The 18593-nt window shown below is 65.9% G+C and carries 16 protein-coding genes; 3 read left to right on the top strand and 13 right to left on the bottom strand.

Translation table 11 applies throughout. From position 1 onward, the window contains the following. Window positions 1–47 precede the first annotated feature (47 nt). Both FQ746_RS12290 and kdgD read left to right on the top strand, forming a co-directional pair. Window positions 48–965: a 2-hydroxyacid dehydrogenase gene (locus FQ746_RS12290; RefSeq protein WP_260853996.1), complete on the top strand. Its 918-nt coding sequence runs from the start codon at window positions 48–50 to the stop codon at window positions 963–965. A 112-nt stretch (window positions 966–1077) separates the two neighbouring features. Further along, on the top strand, window positions 1078–1995 hold the full coding sequence (gene kdgD / locus FQ746_RS12285; protein WP_144109616.1) for a 5-dehydro-4-deoxyglucarate dehydratase: 918 nt from the start codon (window positions 1078–1080) through the stop codon (window positions 1993–1995). Between the two features lie 35 nt (window positions 1996–2030). Here the strand turns inward: kdgD and FQ746_RS12280 are convergent, their stop codons facing one another. The 13 genes from FQ746_RS12280 to FQ746_RS12220 form a co-directional block, all read right to left on the bottom strand. After that, window positions 2031–3608 (bottom strand): rhodanese-like domain-containing protein, encoded by a 1578-nt coding sequence (locus tag FQ746_RS12280; protein WP_144109615.1) that lies wholly within the window; start codon window positions 3606–3608, stop codon window positions 2031–2033. 41 nt (window positions 3609–3649) lie between these two features. Next, window positions 3650–4696, bottom strand: coding sequence for an ABC transporter substrate-binding protein (locus FQ746_RS12275; RefSeq protein WP_144109614.1), 1047 nt, complete (start codon window positions 4694–4696; stop codon window positions 3650–3652). 28 nt (window positions 4697–4724) lie between these two features. Next, complete coding sequence (locus FQ746_RS12270) at window positions 4725–5501, bottom strand: ABC transporter ATP-binding protein (protein WP_144109613.1); 777 nt, start codon at window positions 5499–5501, stop codon at window positions 4725–4727. Then, the gene (locus FQ746_RS12265) at window positions 5494–6321 is read right to left on the bottom strand and encodes an ABC transporter permease (protein ID WP_144109612.1); all 828 of its coding nucleotides are present in this window, start codon (window positions 6319–6321) and stop codon (window positions 5494–5496) included. Before FQ746_RS12265 ends, FQ746_RS12270 begins: the two co-directional genes overlap by 8 nt. 32 nt (window positions 6322–6353) lie before the next feature. Beyond that, entirely contained in the window at window positions 6354–7679 is a 1326-nt protein-coding gene (locus FQ746_RS12260; RefSeq protein WP_144109611.1) for an LLM class flavin-dependent oxidoreductase, read from the bottom strand. 33 nt (window positions 7680–7712) lie between these two features. After that, window positions 7713–9377: a rhodanese-like domain-containing protein gene (locus tag FQ746_RS12255; protein WP_144109610.1), complete on the bottom strand. Its 1665-nt coding sequence runs from the start codon at window positions 9375–9377 to the stop codon at window positions 7713–7715. A 36-nt stretch (window positions 9378–9413) separates the two neighbouring features. Next, window positions 9414–10622: an acyl-CoA dehydrogenase gene (locus tag FQ746_RS12250; RefSeq protein ID WP_144109609.1), complete on the bottom strand. Its 1209-nt coding sequence runs from the start codon at window positions 10620–10622 to the stop codon at window positions 9414–9416. A gap of 61 nt (window positions 10623–10683) precedes the next feature. Beyond that, window positions 10684–11841, bottom strand: coding sequence for an LLM class flavin-dependent oxidoreductase (locus FQ746_RS12245; protein ID WP_144109608.1), 1158 nt, complete (start codon window positions 11839–11841; stop codon window positions 10684–10686). Window positions 11842–11934: 93 nt separating this feature from the next. Further along, window positions 11935–12981 (bottom strand): ABC transporter ATP-binding protein, encoded by a 1047-nt coding sequence (locus FQ746_RS12240; protein WP_144109607.1) that lies wholly within the window; start codon window positions 12979–12981, stop codon window positions 11935–11937. Continuing rightward, on the bottom strand, window positions 12971–13993 hold the full coding sequence (locus FQ746_RS12235) for an ABC transporter ATP-binding protein (protein WP_144109606.1): 1023 nt from the start codon (window positions 13991–13993) through the stop codon (window positions 12971–12973). The genes FQ746_RS12240 and FQ746_RS12235 overlap by 11 nt, the downstream gene beginning before the upstream one ends. Beyond that, a complete protein-coding gene (locus tag FQ746_RS12230; RefSeq protein ID WP_144109605.1) occupies window positions 13990–14859 on the bottom strand; it encodes an ABC transporter permease in 870 nt (289 codons plus the stop codon). The genes FQ746_RS12235 and FQ746_RS12230 overlap by 4 nt, the downstream gene beginning before the upstream one ends. Continuing rightward, the gene (locus FQ746_RS12225) at window positions 14856–15881 is read right to left on the bottom strand and encodes an ABC transporter permease (RefSeq protein WP_144109604.1); all 1026 of its coding nucleotides are present in this window, start codon (window positions 15879–15881) and stop codon (window positions 14856–14858) included. The genes FQ746_RS12230 and FQ746_RS12225 overlap by 4 nt, the downstream gene beginning before the upstream one ends. Next, window positions 15874–17490 (bottom strand): ABC transporter substrate-binding protein, encoded by a 1617-nt coding sequence (locus FQ746_RS12220; protein WP_144109603.1) that lies wholly within the window; start codon window positions 17488–17490, stop codon window positions 15874–15876. The genes FQ746_RS12225 and FQ746_RS12220 overlap by 8 nt, the downstream gene beginning before the upstream one ends. Before the next feature lie 202 nt (window positions 17491–17692). On the opposite strand from FQ746_RS12220, the gene FQ746_RS12215 reads away from it, so the two are divergent. After that, complete coding sequence (locus FQ746_RS12215) at window positions 17693–18511, top strand: IclR family transcriptional regulator (protein WP_144109602.1); 819 nt, start codon at window positions 17693–17695, stop codon at window positions 18509–18511. Window positions 18512–18593 lie beyond the last annotated feature (82 nt).

Below are 18593 nucleotides of genomic sequence, written 5' to 3'. Positions count from 1 at the left end.
TGACCATCCCGACGCCTCTCCCCTCCGCACGCCGTCACCGCGTTCTGATGAAAGGACCGCTTTCCGCCGATCTGATCGCACGTCTCGAAGCGGACCACACGATCGATAAATTATGGGAACAGCCGGATCAGGCTGCGTTTCTCGCGCAACATGGCGCCCGCTTCGACGTGCTCGCCACCAGCGGCGTATTCGGCGCGTCGGCCGGATTCATCGAACAGTTGCCCAATCTGCGCCTGATCGCGAGTTTCGGTGTGGGGACGGACCCGATCGATCTGGACGCGGCGCGGGCTCGCGACATCGTCGTGACGAATACGCCCAACGTGCTCAACGCCTGCGTCGCCGATATGGCGCTCGGGCTGCTGCTCGCACTCGCGCGGCGCATCGTTCACGCCGACGCGCTGCTGCGCTCGGACCAATGGACGGCAGGGCGCGCGACGCTCGGCACGAAGCTCGGCGGCAAGCTGTGCGGGATCGTCGGTCTGGGCGCCATCGGGAGCGAGATCGCACTGCGCGCCAGCGCGTTCGGCATGCGGATCGCCTATCACGGACCCGAGCGCCGGGCCGGCGTCGATTACCCGTACTACCCCTCGCTCCTCGAACTGGCGCGCGACGCCGACGTGCTGATCCTGTCCGTGCCGGGGGGCGCGGCAACGCATCACCTGGTCGATGCGCGCGTGCTGGACGCGCTCGGCCCTCGCGGCATGCTCGTCAACGTCGCGCGCGGCCCGGTAGTCGACGAACGCGCGCTGATCGACGCGCTCACGCGGCGCGCGATTCTCGGCGCCGCGCTCGACGTGTTCGAACACGAACCGGTCGTGCCGCCTGCGCTGCTCGCGCTCGACAACGTCGTGCTCACGCCGCACATCGCGAGCGGCACGGCCGAGACGCGCGAAGCGATGACGCAACTCATGCTCGATAACATCGCCGCATTCGCTTCCGGCCAGCCGGTGCTGACCGCTGTCTGATGGGCTGTCTGACGCGCTGTCCGATCCGATTTCCATCAACCGTATCCACTGCATCACTGGCACCGCCCGCATCACGCGTCGGCGCCGCGTACCCGCTTTCAGGAGATAGCACATGACCACACCCCAGGAACTCAAACAGATCGTTTCGGACGGCCTGCTTTCCTTTCCCGTCACCGACTTCGACACGGCCGGCAACTTCCGCGCGACGACCTATGCCGAGCGCCTCGAATGGCTCGCGCCCTATGGCGCGACGGCGCTGTTTGCCGCGGGCGGCACCGGTGAATTTTTCTCGCTGACGAAAACCGACTACACCAACGTGATTCGTGTTGCGACCGAGACCTGCAAAGGCAAGGTGCCGATTCTCGCGGGGGCGGGCGGCCCGACGCGCGTCGCGATCGACTACGCGCAGGAAGCGCGGCGGCTTGGCGCAAACGGCATTCTGTTGATGCCGCATTACCTGACCGAAGCGAGCCCCGAGGGAATTGCCGCGCACGTCGAAGAAGTCTGCAAGGCCGTGCCGGACATCGGCGTGATCGTGTACAACCGTGCGAATGCGCGCTTCACGGCGGACACGCTCGAGGTGCTTGCCGACGCGTGCCCGAATCTGATCGGCTTCAAGGACGGGGTCGGTGAAATCGAGAATATGGTGACGATCCGCCGCCGTCTGGGTGAGCGCCTGTCCTATCTCGGCGGCCTGCCGACCGCCGAAGTCTACGCCGCCGCGTACAAGGCGCTCGGTGTGCCGGTGTATAGCTCGGCGGTATTCAACTTCATTCCGCGCACGGCGATCGAATTCTATCGGGCGATTGCAACGGACGATCACGCAACCGTCGGCCGCCTGATCGATTCGTTCTTCCTGCCGTACCTGAAAATCCGGAACCGTCGCGCGGGTTACGCGGTGAGTATCGTGAAAGCGGGTGCGAAGCTGGTGGGACACGACGCGGGCCCGGTGCGCGCGCCGCTCACCGACCTCACCGACGACGAAGTCGCGCAACTCGACACGCTGATTCGCGAACTCGGGCCGCAATAAAAGCGGGATTGTTCAGGTGGGGAGCGACGCCTCTCTCACTGGGGCGTGCTCAACGGACGGAACCCGGCGCGGTCCGCTTCGTCCAGTTGCGCGAGCAGCCCGAGTTCCCACGCGAGGTATTCGCGCGAGGCCGCCTTATTGCCCGCATGGCGGTCGTGGGTGAAGAACAGGAAATCGATGCGCACTTCGTTCGGCAGCGCATCGGGCGTTGCGCGAGCGACGTCCTGCCGTTGCCGCCACGCGGCAATACCACCGTCGAGCACGCTGAATTCGTAGCGGCCGGCGTCGGGGAGATCGGCCACCGCCCAGGCTGCAATGCGTGGGTCGTCCACGATGAAAGCGACGCGCGATTGCGTTTTCGACAGCGTCGTTGCGAGTTCGGGGCGAATGCTCCAGACACTCCCCGGCACATGCGCATCGAGCCAGGCCGCGCTCGCGCGCAGGTCCACGACCGCCACGCTTTCTTCCGCGATCCGGCGCGCCAGCGTGTCGGCATCGATAGTCGGTAAGACCGGCGCTTCCTGCACGAGCGGTTCGGCCAACGCCAGGCCGCTGTGAAGACCGCCTTCGAGCACCCACGCTTCGTGTCCCAACTGACGCAACCAGGCGGCCGTGACCGGTGCGCGAATGCCGTCGTCGTCGAACAGCACGACGCGCGCATGACGAACCCCGATGAACTGATCGGTCGCCTGCTGCAACTGTCCGCCCGGCGCATGTTGCGCGCCGCGCAGCGTCCCGGCCGCGAACTCCTCCGGGGTACGCACGTCGCACAAATAGACGCTTCTTTCTCCGGCATCGACCCAGGTGCGAACGGTTTGCGCAACGACCCACTCGACGCCCGCGCGTAGCGCGAACGCGCGTGCAGCCTCGACGCGTCCGGCGGGTGGGCTGACCGCGTCCGCATAACGCCGCTGCTGAGCGCGTTCGAGCGGCAGGTCGGCCAGATTCCAGCCCTGTGTGCCGTTCTCCAGCGCAAAGACCGGATTGCGGATGCCGAGATGCAGCAAGGTCTGCGCGCCGACGATGCTGCGCGTGCGCCCCGCGCAATTGACGACGATGGGTGTGTCCCCGTCGGTAACGAAGGTGTCGAACCGGTACGCGAGTTCGCCATTCGGGCAGCACGCCGCGCCGGGAATACTCATCGCGGCGTATTCGCCAAGCGGGCGGCCGTCGAGTACCACCGGCGGCGTCGCCGACTTCTGCCACGTCAGCAGCGTGGCGGCCGGAATGTGCGCCGTCTGGGCGACTTCTTCGACCAGTTCGCCGAACGCTTTGGACGGGACGTTCACGCCTTTGAACAGCTTGAATCCGGCTTCCTGCCACGCCCGCGTCCCGCCTTCGAGCCGATGCACCGCCGTGTAGCCCAACGCGGTCAGGCGCGCGGCGGCCCGCTCGACGGCGCCATCGTCGCCCTCCCCGTACACCACGACACGCACCCGGCGATTCGGCGCAAGTCGTCCCACCTCGCGTTCGAGCACGCTGTATGGCAGCGGCACGGCGTAAAACAGATGGCCTTCACCGTACTGCCCGTGCTCGCGGACATCGAACAATGCAATTTCGCCGCCGTCGTGCAGCCAGCGTTTCAAGGTGAGAGCGGAGATGCGATTCGGCATGGCTGAAAACCGTAGTAGAGGACTCTCGCCCGGAGAGAAAATCAGTCTTTGGTTTTGATCGGCCAGACCGCTTTTTGCGCCGCGTTGAATTGCGGATCGTATTCGACCTGAACCTTCACCTTCTTTTTGATCGCGTGGCCGTTGTAGAGGATGTCGGCGATAGCCTGTTCCTGACCGAGCAGACCCGCGTCGAACTTCACGAAATTGCCGCTACGTACCTCGTATTCGAACGCGGCGCGCTCGTCGGTAATCTTGAGCGTGTCCTTCAGGACGCCGATCACCTCGTCTTTATGCGCGTCGTGCCAGGCCCAGTAGCCCGACAGCCGCGAGAAGAAATCCTGGAACGCGGCCACCTTGGCCGGGTCCTTCAGGTCCGCGGAGGTCGTGGTCCACACGTTGAGCGCGGGAATCTGCGTTTCGCGGTCGTTCAGCAGAATGCGGCCGGCGCCCGATTTGATGGTCGGCAGAATCGGACCCAGCGCGCCCGCATACACGTCCACCTGCCCCGCGTTGAAGCCGGCGGCGGAAGTGGCGCCATCGGCGAACTTGACCGCTTCCACGTCTTTCTCGGTCACGCCGGCCTTGACCAGCGTCGCCAGATATTGCGAGTGGTTGTAGCCGCCGTAGTTGTAGCCGACCTTATGTCCCTTGATCTGCTGAACCGTCTGGATGTTGGCGCTGGTGCGCACCGCCGTGATGACCGCCGGATATTCCTTCGAATAGGCATTGCGCCACGCGGCGACGATGCGCAGCGGCGTGGCATCGGCGGTCCATTCGGTGCGCGCGTTGGCCTGTTCGATGGTCAGCGAGGTGTCGCCCATATGACCGAGGTCGATCTTGCCGGCATAGAGCGCCGACAGGTTGGCCGCGGGTCCGGTGAGCAGCACCCATTCGATCTGATACGGCGTGCCGTCGACGACACCCGATTTACGGATCAGCGCCGGAAACGCCGGGTCCTGATAGGCGATCACCAGCCTGGTGTCTTTCAGATTGGGCTGACTCTGCGCCCCGGCCGTGCCCGACAGCGCCAATGCGGCAGTGGCGATCACGACGGCGAGACCGGCGCTTAACGATTTCTTGAGCGACATGGATACCTTTGCAACGAAGTTAAAAAAATCAGGACATGCTGAGCGAGAACTGCTTGAGCAGGTCTCGCTTGAGCGCATTGAATTCCGGTGACGTGACATCCCGTTCGCGCGGCAGATCGACCCGTGCTTCATGGCAGATTCGGCCTTTGGAGAGAATCACGATGCGATCCGCGAGGATCAGCGCTTCGTCGAGGTCGTGCGTGACGATGACCACGCCGAAGCGGTATTTGGCCCACAGCTTCAGCACGAGGCTCTGGATGCTGCGCCGGGTGAACGCGTCCAGCGCGCTGAACGGTTCGTCCAGCAGCATCAGGTCCGGACGCCGGTAGAGCGCGCGCGCCACTGCCACGCGCTGCGCCTGGCCGCCGGACAGGCTCACCGGCCAACTGTCCAGCTTGTCGTCGAGGCCGACGTCCTGCAGCGCGCTGCGGGCGAGCGCCTGCGCATCGGGCTTGCCCGAGTCGTCCAGCAGGATGTTCTTCCACACGCGCAGCGCCTGGATCAGCCGCGGTTCCTGGAACACGACCGAGGTGCTGCCGGACACCTCGGTGTCGCCGTCCGAAGCCGATTCGAGGCCCGCGAGCAGCCGCAGCAAGGTCGTCTTGCCGGTGCCCGACGGGCCGACCAGCGCGACGAATTCGCCTTTGCGCACGGTAAAGTCGACGTTGTCGAGCACGGTGTTATCGCCATAGCGCTTTTTCACGCCTGCGAGCCGGGCGACCACGCGCGCATCGCTCCCGGCGCTCCCGGCGCTTGCGTTGATCGGGCCGCACTCGCGGCTTCGTTGTTGCAGGAGCTCAGACATGCGCACCTCTCCACACGAGCACCTTGCGCTCGACGAGCCGCAATAGCGCATCCACGCCGATACCGAGCACGGCATACACCAGAATGCCGGCGATGATGATGTCGGTCCGCTGGAACTGGTTGGCGTTGTTCAGAATGAAACCGATGCCGGCGCTCGCGTTGATCTGCTCGGCCGCGACCAGCGCGAGCAGCGCGATGGCCGCCGAATAGCGCACGCCGACGAGTATTCCGGGCAGCGCGGTCGGCAGAATGATGAGACGTATCTGATGCCCGCGCGACAGGTGAAACGTGCGGCCGAGTTCCAGCAGTTTCGGATCGATGCCGCGAATCGCGTGGTACGTGCTCAGGTACATCGGCGAGATGGACGCGCCGACGATCAGCGCGATCTTCGACACCTCGCCGATGCCGAACCACACCACGAAAATCGGCACCAGTGCGATGAACGGAATGGTCCGCACCATTTGCAGCACCGTATCGAAGCCGCGTTCCGCGGGTCGGCTCAAGCCGGCCGCGACGCCGAGCAACAGCCCGGTGCCACCGCCGATCAGCAGCCCGAGCGCAGCACGCGCGAGCGAGATCTTGAGCGCATCCTGGAGATCACCCGCTTGCCATAGTTCGCGATACGCCGCGAGCACCGAAGCCGGCGCGGGCAACACGAACTCGCTGACCAGACCCAGCGACGAAGCCAGTTGCCACACCACGATGAGCAGCACCGGCACGATGGCGCGCAGCAACGGCTCGCGCAGCGTCGTGAACCGCGACGGGCCCGCTGCGAGCGCGGCGACCGGAGCCGCCGTCAAAGTCGATTCTCTTGGTGACATACGAGTCCCTAAGGTGAAATAAAGCGCTGCTATCAGCGGTGGCGGGCGGCGGACCGACTCGCCGGACGCGGCAGGCCGTAATGCTCGCGCAAGGTCGTGCCCTCGTACTCGCGCCGGAAAATGCCCTTGCTTTGCAGCAGCGGCACGACGTGGTCGACGAAGTCCGCGAGCCCGGACGGAAACACATCCGCGTTGAGGTTGAAACCGTCCGCCGCGCGTCCGGCGAACCAGCGCTCGATATCGTCGGCAATGGTTTCCGGCGTGCCGACCAGCATCCGGTGCGCGCCCGGATTGCGATCGAGCAGATCGCGCACCGTCAGGTTTTCGCTCTGCGCGAGCAGTACCGTCGAGCGGATGAAACCGCGCGACACGTCGTCGCGCGTGCCCCGATCGATCAGCGCGTACGGCAAGGGCGCGTCGAGTTGCAGATCGGCGGCATCGACGCCCAGCGCGCCGGCGAACTTCCTGAGTTCGGCGCCACGATCGAGCAGATCGTCCATCGCCGCTTTACGGCGCCGCGCCTCGTCCAGCGTGCCGCCGATGACCGGATAGAAACCCGGCAGCACGAGCAGATGTTCCGGGTCGCGTCCATGCGCGGCGGCACGCGCCTTGATGTCACGATAAAACGCCTGCGCGCCTTCGAACGTGGTCTGCGCGGTGAACACCGCATCGGCACGACGCGCGGCCAGCTCGACGCCCGCTTCCGAGCCGCCGGCCTGCACTAGCACCGGACGCCCTTGCGGACTACGCGGCAGATTCAGCGGCCCGCGCACCTGGAAGTGGCGGCCCGCATGCTCGATCGCATGCACGCGCGCCGTGTCCGCGTAACGTCCGCTCGCGGCATCGGCCACCAGCGCATCGTCCTCCCAGCTGTCCCACAGCTTCAGCACGACGTCGACGAACTCGTCCGCGCGTTCGTAGCGCTCCGCTTTTTCCGGCGCTCGTGCGAGGCTGAAGTTGGCGGCCGCTTCCGGGTCGTAGGTGGTCACCGCGTTCCACGCGACGCGCCCTGCACTCAGGTGATCCACCGAAGCGAAACGGCGCGCGAGATTGAACGGATCGCTGAAGGTCGTCGACGCGGTGCCGATCAGCCCGACGTGTTGCGTGAGCCCGGCGAGCGCGGTGAGCAGCACGGTCGGTTCCAGCGATTGCGCAGGACCGTTCGCATGACCGCGCAGCGCGAGCGAATCGGACAGAAACACCGCGTCGAGCTTGCCGCGCTCGGCGATCTGCGCGATCGCGGTAAAGAAGCCGAGATCGGTGATCGACTTCGGATTGTCGAGCGTGCGCCAACCGGCCGGATGACGGCCGGTGCCGGTGACGTTGGTGTTCAGGTGCAAGGTGCGACGCGCACTCATGGTCGTGTCCCAGGCAAGGAGTCGTCGGGCCGGTCAGGTCGTCTCGCGCAAACTGGCGAGACGCGCCGCGCTGCGGGCATACGTCGGCGTGTCGAAGTCGATCACGTCGATCGACGCGAGGCCGTCGCGTTCGAGTTGCGCCGGCAGTTGCAACTCCCAGGCGAGATAGGCCTGCATCTGCCGGGCGCCCTCTTCCTGCGCGTACGCGTACGGGCTGTACCACGCGTCGTCGTCGCCGGTGAGGTTGCCTTCGTCGCCGCTCGCCTGCGCGAGGCCGAGCGCGAGCCAGCGCTGCGTGCCGCCGAGCAGCGCCGCCACGCCGGGACGCCGCTCGCGCAACTGGCTGGCGAGCAGCCCCGCGAGCACGCCGTCGCCCGACGTCAGCACGAGTCGACGCGAGGTGTCGTCGATCTCGGCGAGCCGTTCTTCCAGTGCGCTGGCGGCCACGAAGCGGGCCCCGGCGATATGCGCGCGGCGAAAATCCAGGCTGCTGTCCACGTCGATCACGAGCGCGTTGCCCTGTTCGAGCGCCTGCGCGAGATGGTCGGCGTCGATCCATTGCGTGCGGCCTGGCGTGCGAAAAATCAACGAGCGCTCGGCGCCGGTTTCGAAGGCCGGCGACGCGTCGTCGTCGTTCAGCACGAACACCTCCAGGTAGCCCAGCTGAACGAGCCACGAAGCCGTCATGCGCGCGCGTACGCCGTCGTCGTCGCTGAGCACCACGCGGGCATGCAGGGTGCCCACGTATTCGTCGGTGGCCTGCACCAGTTGACCGCCGGGCGCCGAACGCCAGCCCACGCGATGCCCCGTTTCGTATTCGCGCGGATCGCGCACGTCGAAGCGGTACAGCGTGTGCGTGCCGGCTTCGCTTTCGAAGCGCGCCAGCGTGGCGCGGTCGATCTCCACCACGCCTGCTTTCGCGGCGGCTTGCCGTGCAAGAGCTTGCGTCTCGGCGAGCGTGGCATCGTCGGGACGCGGCGCGGTGCGAATCTGGCCGCGCTGCAGTTCGAAGCCTTCGAGCAGCCAGCCCATCGAGCCGCCCGTAAGCGCCGCCACCGGGTTCGGAATCCCGGCATTGACGAGCGATTGCGCGCCGAGAATGCTGCGGGTGCGTCCCGCGCAATTCACGACGATCAACGTGTCGGGCGACGGCGCGGCCGCGAGCGCGCGATACACGAGTTCCGCACCCGCGCATTCCACACCGCCCGGAATGTTCATGGTCTGGTACTCGGGGAACGGCCGGCTATCCAGAACCACGAGGTCGTGGTCGGCATCCTGCAACTGCTTGAGCGTCGCCGAATCGATATTGGGTGTGGACAGCCGGTGCTCGATGATCTCGCCGAACGCCTTGCCGGGCACGTTGGTGCCGGTGAACACTTCGAAGCCCGCGGACTCCCAGCCGCTCACGCCGCCTTCGAGAATCGACACGTCGGTGTAGCCGAAGCGGCGCAGCAACGCCGCCGCGCGCGGCGTGGTTTCGCCCGCTTCGTCCACCAGCACGATGGGCGTGGTGAAGCGCGGCACGAGTTGGCCGACGACGAGGCCGAGACGGCCGATCGGCGCGATCGATGAATAGAACAGCCGGCGGCGGGCGGACACGCCCTCTTCGCGAACGTCGAGGATGGCGATTTCGCGGCGGGCCGCGAGAGCGGCGCGCAACGCGGCGGGGGCGATCAGCGGAAGGTTGGATTGGCTCATGGTCGGGCTAGTGGAAAGTAACGGAGGGGACGTCGCTTAGAAGAACGCTGCGGTCGGCAGCGGCACGCCGTTGATCGCGTGATCGCCGAGCACGCGCGCCTTGTAGATGCCCGGGTTGTGCGAGGCGATCGTGCGGATGTTGCGCCAGTGCCGATCGAGTTGCGCCGACTGCTTCGCCGCCGACGCACCGCCCACGTCGAAAATCCGCGTGGCCGATTGCAGCGCGAGCTGGTCGATCACCACCTTCGCTTTCGCGCTGCGCAGCGCCGCTTCGACGAACAGGCCGTCGTCGGGTTTGCCGTTGGCGACGCTCCCGAACGCTTCGCCCAGCACGCCCGCGGCATTCAGCACCGCGGCCTCGGCGACGAATGCCGCGCTCTGTATTTCGCCGACGGCTTCCTGCAGCAACGGATCGTCCGCGGGACGCTGCGCGACCGCGTGGTAGTAGTTGCGGTTGCGTTGCGAGACGAGTTGCACCGCATCTTTGGCGATACGCCGCAGAATGCCCGCGACGATCGTCGTCAGATACAACTGGGCGAAGGTCGCCTGATGCGCGATCCGCACGTCGTCGGCCAGTACCAGCACGTCGTGCGGCGCGACTTCGACGTCCGTGAAGACCGTCGTGCCGCTCGCCGTATGACGCTGCCCGATGCCGTCCCAGTCTTCGCGCACGTCGACACCCGGCTGGCGCACCGACACGCGCGCGCCGACGAAGCGGCCGTCCGCCGTCTTCGCATTCACGACGATGTGATCGAAATAGAAATTGCCGGTGCTGTAGTACTTGGTGCCGCTCAGGCGATAGCCGTCGCCATGCGCTTCGAGCCGCGTGTTGCCGTCACCGTCGCCGATGTTCTGCGTGCCCAGTTCGCTCGCGCCGAGGCCGAACAGCTCGTTGTCCTGCACCAGCGGAAACCAGCGCCGGTATTGCGGCAGATCGCGCGCGCGCAGCGCCTTTTCGACGAACGCGAAGTGGTTGCGCAGAATGTGCGGCACGTTCGAATCGGCCTCGGCCAGATCGAGCACGAGTTCGTACAACTGGGGCAGCGTCGCGCCACCACCGCCTTCGGCTTGGGGCACGCGGAACACGCCGAGACGCGCCTCGCGCACCAGCGCGATCGCATCGCGCGTGTCGGCCTCGCCGCGATCGCGCGCTTCGGCGTCGCGCGCAATTGCCGCGACCAGTTCACGCAGTTCCGGCGAGCCCGGGCGCACCGCGCCGGATCGATTCGAATGGGTCGTTGTCATCGTCAAAACTCCGTTCTATCCAGATGATCGTGTCCGCCGTCGCGGCGGACCACGCAAGGGTTCAGGCAGCGGGTTGCACGCGGACCCGCAGTCCCGCCTGTTCCAGCAGCGGCAGCACGGCCTCGCCGAAGTAAGCCAGGTCGGGTTCGAAATCGAAGAAGGTCAACTGCACGCCGTCGATGCCCGCCGCCTTCAGCCGCAACAGGTCGTCCACCACATGCTCGGGCGAACCGATGATCTGGATGTTGCCGCCCAGCACACGCTGTTCGCGCTGATGACCTTTCCACGCTTTCGCGTCGCTGCGACGGTTGGAAAAGCCGTCGACCGCATCGAAGTCGGCGTGCGCGTTGATCGCGTCGAGATAGGCCAGCGCCTCACGGTCGGTCGGCCGGCAGACGATGGTCGGATTGATCAGCGTGCGAACCTCGCGGCCGTAGAATTTCGCGCGGGCCTGGACCTGCGCGGTGTGGGCGGGCAACACCTCGAGCGCCGCGTCGATCTGCGCGCCCGCCGAACTCGTGATGAAGATCAGGTCGGAATGTTGCGCGGCGTAGTCGATACCGGCGGGCGAACTCGTCGCGTTGACCAGCACCGGCCGGCCGAAGCGCGGCTTGGGCGACACGAACGCATTGCGCGCGCGATACCACTTGCCGTCGAAGTCGAGGTTCTCGTCGAGCGACCACAGTTGCTGCATCAGGTCGACGAACTCGCCGGCCATTTCATAGCGCAGATCGTGTTCGAAATGGCCCTCGCGGCCGAACATCTCGGCCTCGTCCACCGAATGACCGGTGACCATGTTGAGCCCCCAGCGGCCGCCGGAAATATGGTCGAGCGTCGCGCCGAACTTCGCCAGATGCAGCGGATGCCACTTGCCGTAGAGAATGTGCAGCGTGGAGATCAGCAGGATGCGCTGCGTGATGGACGCGAGCGACGCCAGCGTGATGAACGAATCGAGCGACTCGCGCCGGTAGCGCATCTTGCCGCCGTGGCCGTCCTTGCCGAGCCATTGCGCGAGACCGAACACCAGGTCGAAACCGAGTTCCTCCGCCTTGCGGGTCAGCCGCGCGTTGTAGTCGAAGCTCCAGTCGGTCGTGCGCGACAAGGTCGACATGGACCAGCCGCCGCTCTGGATCGGCAGGAACAGGCCCAGCATCAGCGGTTGGGAAAGGGCCCGCGAGAGCGGGCTGTCGGGAAAGCTGGCGGGAGACTGGATCGACATGGGACACCGCGTTAGAAGTAAGCAGGAATCGTGGTCAGGCTTCGTGCACTGAGGCGAGCGACGTTCAGTCGCGACTGGCGACGGGTAATCAACTCAGACACTCCTCGTGGATTCGGCCTGCCACGGCTCGACCGCAGGCTCGGCCTGCGCGGCGCCATGGCGGCCCGGCAATGCGATGGTTTTCGTGACCGGACCGGCCGCCGCTTCACCGCCGCCATACAGATGGCAGGCGACGACATGCGTGGTGCCGACCGTCGTCAACTGCGGCGGCGTTTCGCGACACACGGGCATCGCGTGGGGACAGCGCTGCTGGAACCGGCAACCGCGTGGCGGTGCAAACGGGCTCGGCAACTCGGCCGACGAGGTCGGCGGCAGCGGCACGCCGCGCGTCGGAATCGACTCGATCAGCAGTTGCGTGTACGGATGCGCCGCGTGCTGCCAGAGTTCGTCGCGCGGCAGCACCTCGACGATCTGCCCCAGATACATCACGGCGATGCGATCGGCCAGATAGCCGACGGCCGCGAGATCGTGACTGATGAAGAGGCTGGTCAGCGCGCGTTCGCGCTGCAGATCGGACAGCAGATTGAGCACCTGAGCTTGCAGCGAGACATCCAGCGCGGACACCGGCTCGTCGCAGATCAGCACGTCCGGGTCGAGGCTGAGTGCGCGCGCAATATTCACGCGCTGACGCTGGCCGCCCGACAGTTCGTGCGGCAAGCGGTCCGCGAGCGACGCGGCGAGGCCGACCTGATGCAACAGCGCATCCACGCGCTCGCGCCGTTCGGCCGACGAGCCGATACGGTGCACTTCCAGCGGCAGCGTCAGGGTCCGGCGCACCGTCTTGCGCGGATCGAGCGCGCTCAGCGGATCCTGAAACACCATCTGCATGCGGCGGCGCCACGGCAGCCATTGCGCGCGCGTCAACTGGCCGAGGTCTGCGCCGTCGAGACGGATCGTGCCTTCGGCCGGCTCGATCAACCGCACGATGACCTTGCCCAGCGAACTCTTGCCGCAACCGGATTCGCCGACGAGGCCGAGCGTTTCGCCCCGCGCGACGCCGACCGATACCTGCTCGACGGCGTTGAGCACGCCGCGCGGCGTGGCATAACGAACGCTCACGCGATCGATTTCAAGCAGCATCGCGCCTCCTGTACCGGGCTTGAGACGCCGCGTCGAGCACGCACGCGACGCCGCCCTCGCCCGTCTCTCCGGCCTCGGTCGCTTGCCAGGCCGGGACGGCCGCACGGCACTCGGCATGCGCGAGTTCGCAGCGCGGCGCGAACGCACAGCCGTTCGCCACCGTGCCGGGCGCGGGCACCGCGCCGGCGATCTCGGCGAGCCGCACGCGTATGCCGCGGCCCGGCCGTGCTTCGAGCAGCCGTTGTGTATAGGGATGGCGTGGCGCGTCGAACAACGCGGCCGTCGCACGTTCTTCGATCTTGCGGCCGGCATACATGACCGCCACGCGATGCGCCAGTTGCCCGACAATGCCGAGGTCGTGCGTGATCAGCAGGATCGCCATGCCGGTTTGCCGCTGCAGATTCGCGAGCAGCGTGAGGATTTGCGCCTGGATGGTCACGTCGAGCGCCGTGGTCGGCTCGTCGGCGATCAGCAGGCGGGGTTCACCGGCTAGCGCCATCGCAATCAGCACGCGTTGCCGCATGCCGCCGGACAGCCGGTGCGGATAATCGTCGATCCGCCGGGCCGGCTCGGGTATGCCGACCAGACGCAGCAGTTCGAGCGTTTCGCTCTGCGCAACGCGGCCGCTGATACCGCGATGCAGCTTCAGCGCCTCGCCGATCTGCCGGCCAACCGTCCGGACCGGATTGAGCGCCGCGAGCGGGTCCTGAAAGATCATGCCGATGCTGCCGCCGCGCAATTCGCGCCATGCGGCTTCCGGCAGCCGAAGCAGATCGGTGCCGCCCAGGCGCAGGCGGGCCGCGTCGACGCGCGCGCCCTGTGCATCGAGCAGGCCCATCAGCGCCATCGCGATGGTGGACTTGCCGCAACCGGACTCTCCGACGAGCGCCAGCGTCTCGCCCGCGCGGATTTCGAACGACAGTTGCGTGACGGCCGGCGCGACAGCGCGGCCACGCCTGCCGCCAAACTCGACGTTCAGGTTGTCGACTTCGAGCAGCGGTACGGAGTTCATAGCGACCTCCCGCGATGCGGATTGGCGAGGTCGTTCAGGCCATTGCCGATCAGGTTCAGACTCAGCACCGTTACCAGCACCGCACAACCCGGCAGCGCGGTCATGTACCACGCGGTTTGCAGCGCTTCGCGGCCCGAACCGATCATGCTGCCCCACGTCATCACGTTCGGATCGCCGAGACCGAGAAAGGACAGCACCGCTTCGGTCAGAATCGCATTGCCGGCGAGGATCGACAGCATCACGATCGCGGAGGTCGCCACGTTCGGCAGCACGTGAACCATCACGATGCGCGGCCGGCTCATGCCCACCACGATCGCGGCCTGCACGTATTCCGCGCGGCTAACCCGCAGCGCGTCCGCTCTGACCAGACGCGCCACCTGCGGCCAACTGGTCAGCGCCACGCCCAGCACGATGGTCGCGACGCCCGGATGCAGCACCACCACCATCACGATGGTGAACAGCAGCGCGGGCATGGTCTGGAACAACTCGGTGGTGCGCATCAGCACGTTGTCGACGAGGCCGCCGTAGAAGCCCGCCACCGCGCCGAGCACGAGTCCGAACAGCGTGGCGAGCAAGCCGGCCGCCACGCCGATTTCGAGCGATACCCGCGCGCCGTAGGCGATGCCGCTGAACATGTCGCGGCCCATCATGTCGGTGCCCAGCAGGAACGCCGGGTCGGTGCCGGGCCACGTGAACGGCGAGCCGACCATATCGAGCGGATCGTTCGGCGTGAGATACGGCGCACCGAGCGCGAGCCCGACGATTGCGAGCAGCAGGAGAATGCCGATACTCAGGCTCGGCACGTCGACGACGAGCCGCCAAAGTCGCGCGGGGAGCGAAGGCCTGGCCATGACGAAGTCGCTCATCGTTCCACCTCGATACGCGGATCGAACCAGCCATAAGCGAGATCGACACTCAGATTGACGAGCAGCACGAGGATCGAACTGAAAAACAGGATGCCCAGCAACAGGTTCAGGTCGCGCGACGAGACGGCGTCGAGCGCCAGTTGCCCGAGGCCCGGCCAGCTGAATACCGTTTCGATGGCGACCGAGCCGCTGAACAGCGCGCCGAATTGCAGCGCGGTCATCGTCACGATGGGCAACAGCGCATTCGGCACGATGTGCGAAACGATGGTCGCGCGTCGCGACACGCCCTTCGCCCGCGCGGTCCGCACGAAATCGAGGCCGCTCACTTCGAGCACGGACGCGCGCATCAACCGCGCGTAGATGGCCACGTAATAGGCCGACAGACAGAACACCGGCAGCACCATATGCGCGGCGAGATCGCGTACATGCGCCCAGCCGGTCGACACCACGCCCGGCGTGCCGATACCGCCCGCGGGCAGCCAGTGCAGATGCGCGGAGAACAGCACCATCAGCATCAGGCCGAGCCAGAACAGTGGCGTAGCGAAACCGAGCGTCGCCAGCACGGACACCGCGATGTCGATCCAGCGCCGCCGCGATACCGCGGCAACGGTGCCCGCGAGGCAACCGAACAGCAAGGCGATCGCGAGTGCGCCGACCATCAGCAGCGCCGTCGCCGGCAGGCGTCCGAGAATCAGGTTCAGCACGGATTCGTTGTAGCGGAACGACCAGCCGAGATCGAGATGCGCGAGCCGGTTGAGATAGGCCAGAAACTGCAGCCCAAGCGGTTGATCGGTACCGAACTGATGCCGCAGCGCGGCGAGATATTCGGGTGTCGCGGCGCCCGCTTCACCGGCCATCACGTCGGCCAGATCGCCTGGCGCGAGTCGCAACCAGAAGAAGTTCAACACCGCGATGACCAGCACCAGCGGCACGGCCTGCAACAGCCGGCGCACTGGATAAGGCCAAGGCCGCCGCGGTTCGCCCGCTGACAGCGAGCCGGCGCGCAGGCGGCGCTCAGCCATGAGCGGGCGCATTGGCGGCGCCGATCGAGACTTCGTTCAGCGACGCGTAGACGCCGATCGGCGTGGTGTTCACGTTCTGCAGATTGCGCGAATAAATGCGGAAGAACTTTAGTTCCGCGAGCGAAATGGACGGCAGATCGCGCTGCGCAATGACCTGCAACCGATGAATGGCCTGCGTGCGTTTGTCCGGGTCCTGCTCGGTCTGGATCGCCTCGACGACCTGATCCATCTCCGGCGAGCTGTAACCCGAGCCATTGCTCCACGCGGCGCCGCTGATGATGTTCTTCGACCAGAAGCGGCGGATCACGCCAATCTGCGGATCGGCGAACGCGGCGTAGAACGCGCTCATCGTGTCGAAGTCGTGGTCGGTGAAAACCTTGCGGAGATAGGTCGGCAGATCGTAGTTGACCAGCGTTACTTCCACACCGATGCGCTTGAGTTGCTGCTGGATGAACTGCCCCGCCCGCTGGTAATCCTCACCGTACGTGTGGTTCAGATGATTGAAGCGAAGCCGCACGCCGTCCGCGCCGCGCGGAAGACCCGCGGCGTCGAGCAGCGCCTCGGCCTTGTGCGGATCGTACGGATACTGCGGCGTATCGGCCGTGTAGAAGCGCGTCTGATAACTCGGCACCGGGCCGGTGGCCGGCGTCGCGAAATCGTAGAACACAGTTTTGGCCAACAGCTTCAGATTGATGGCATGAGCGATGGCCTGCCGCACGCGGACGTCCTGGAAACGCTTCTGGCGCAGATTGAAGTCCATGAAGAACATCGGCGCATTCGCGCGCCAGCCCTTCGAATCCAGCACCAGATTCGGGTTTTGCTCGAGGCGGCGCGCCTCGATGAGCGAGACCGGCGTGAGCGGCGCGTACTGCACGTTGCCGCTTTGCAATGCGATGCTGCGCGCGCTCGCATCGGGAATGATGCGGAACACCAGTTCATCGACGCGCGGCTTGCCCTTGTCCCAGTAGTCGGGGTTTTTGACGAGGCGGATGTAATTGCCCCGGCTCCATTCCTTGAAGATGAAGCCGCCCGTGCCGACCGGTTTCGCGTTGTACGGATTGGTCAGCGGATCGGTGCCGGCATACAGGTGCTTCGGGAAAATGAAAGCCGAAGAGGTGTCGAGGTACGACCAGATGACCGGCGACGGTTGCGCCAGCCGGAACACGGCGGTGTGCGCATCGGGCGTCTCGACGGCGGTGATCTGCGCGAAGGTCGGGCGCGCGATGGGATGTACCTTCTTCGACACTTCCATGATCGAATACTGGACGTCCGCCGACGTAAAAGGCGTACCGTCATGCCACTTTACGTCGCTGCGCAGTTTGAAGGTGATCGTCCGTCTGTCGGCCGACTCGGTCCACGAAGTCGCCAGTTGCGGCACCGGACGGAATTGCTCGTCGTACGTAATCAGGCCGTCGAACAGGTTGCTCGACACCACGTTGGTCGGGTTCGCCGGCGTCGACCCCGCCGCCAGACCCGCCGGCTCGGGCAAGGTATTCGCGACCAGCGTGGTGCGTGCGGCAGGCGCCGTTGCGGCCAATGCGATATTGTCGAGCAGGCTGCCGCCGACCACCGCGCCGGCACCGATCAAAAACTCTCTGCGTGTAGACATTCAGGGATTCCGCGCTGGGGGTTTTCCGTACAGCGATGCCGCCTGTACAATAATTCGGAATGAAGTTTCCATTTTTTGATTCTATGGGGCCGATCCCGGCATCCCAACCAACCAATTCAGATATGCAATTCAGTTCGTTTGGGTACGTGGTGCATTCGTCGGATCGTCGGGTCACCGTTTTTTCTGCCGCGTCGCGCTAGATATGGCAGCTATCGGTAGTCAGGCAGGGGTCGCCGAAGAACGGCGCGAAACGGAGAGCGGTGCACTGGCGCGAGGGTTGAACGTGCTGTCCCGATTGCACGAGGCGGCGCGCCCGCTCAGCCTGCAGGAAATCGCGGATGGTGTCGGACTGCCTGCCAGTACCTGTCACCGGCTGCTGCAATCGCTCGATCAGGCCGGCTACGTGTATCGCGAAGGGTCGCTGTATTGCCCGACGCCGCGCGCCGCCTGTCCGCTGCCGCTCGAGCATCCGCTCAATCGCCTGCGGCGCGACACGGCGCCTCTCATGCGCGAGTTACAGGAGCGTCACGGACCGTCTGTGCTGCTCATCGCGTTCTTCGGCAACCATCGGGCTACGGTCGACTCCGTGTCGGGCAACTACAGCGTCACGCCCTACTTCGACACGAACGTCTCCGCACCGCTGCACGCGTCGGTGTCCGGCAAGATTCTGTTGAGCGACCGCAGCGCGGAGCAACGCGATCTGTTGCTCGGCGCCGAGCCCTATGTGGCCCGCACGGAGTTCACGATCAGGGAGCGCGCGGCGCTCTATGCGGAACTCGAAGAGGTGCGCGAGCGTGGCTGGGCCACCAATCGCAACGAGAACGTCACCGGCATCAGCGCGGTGGGGACCCGGCTGACCGCGCCCTCCGGCCGTGCGCTCGGTGCGATCGTGCTCACCGGGCCGAGCCGGTTTTTCCGCGAAGGGGACGACGCGATGCGCGACGATCTGATCGAAGCGTCCAAGCTATTAGCGTCGACGTCGCACGCGGTCCGGGCGTTGACGCAGTTTCTGGGGATCTGATCCGCCTCGCTGCGGCGGTGCGCCCGCAGAAGATAAGCAGAAATGCTTGGTTTGGATTCGCTGCTGTGCGTGCTCTACTGCG

Origin of the sequence: Paraburkholderia sp. BCC1886, assembly GCF_900996245.1 — a bacterium.
Classification (GTDB): Bacteria; Pseudomonadota; Gammaproteobacteria; order Burkholderiales; family Burkholderiaceae; genus Paraburkholderia.
The sequence above is the reverse complement of the archived record's forward strand: the minus strand, read 5'-3'. Positions and strand labels throughout refer to the sequence as shown.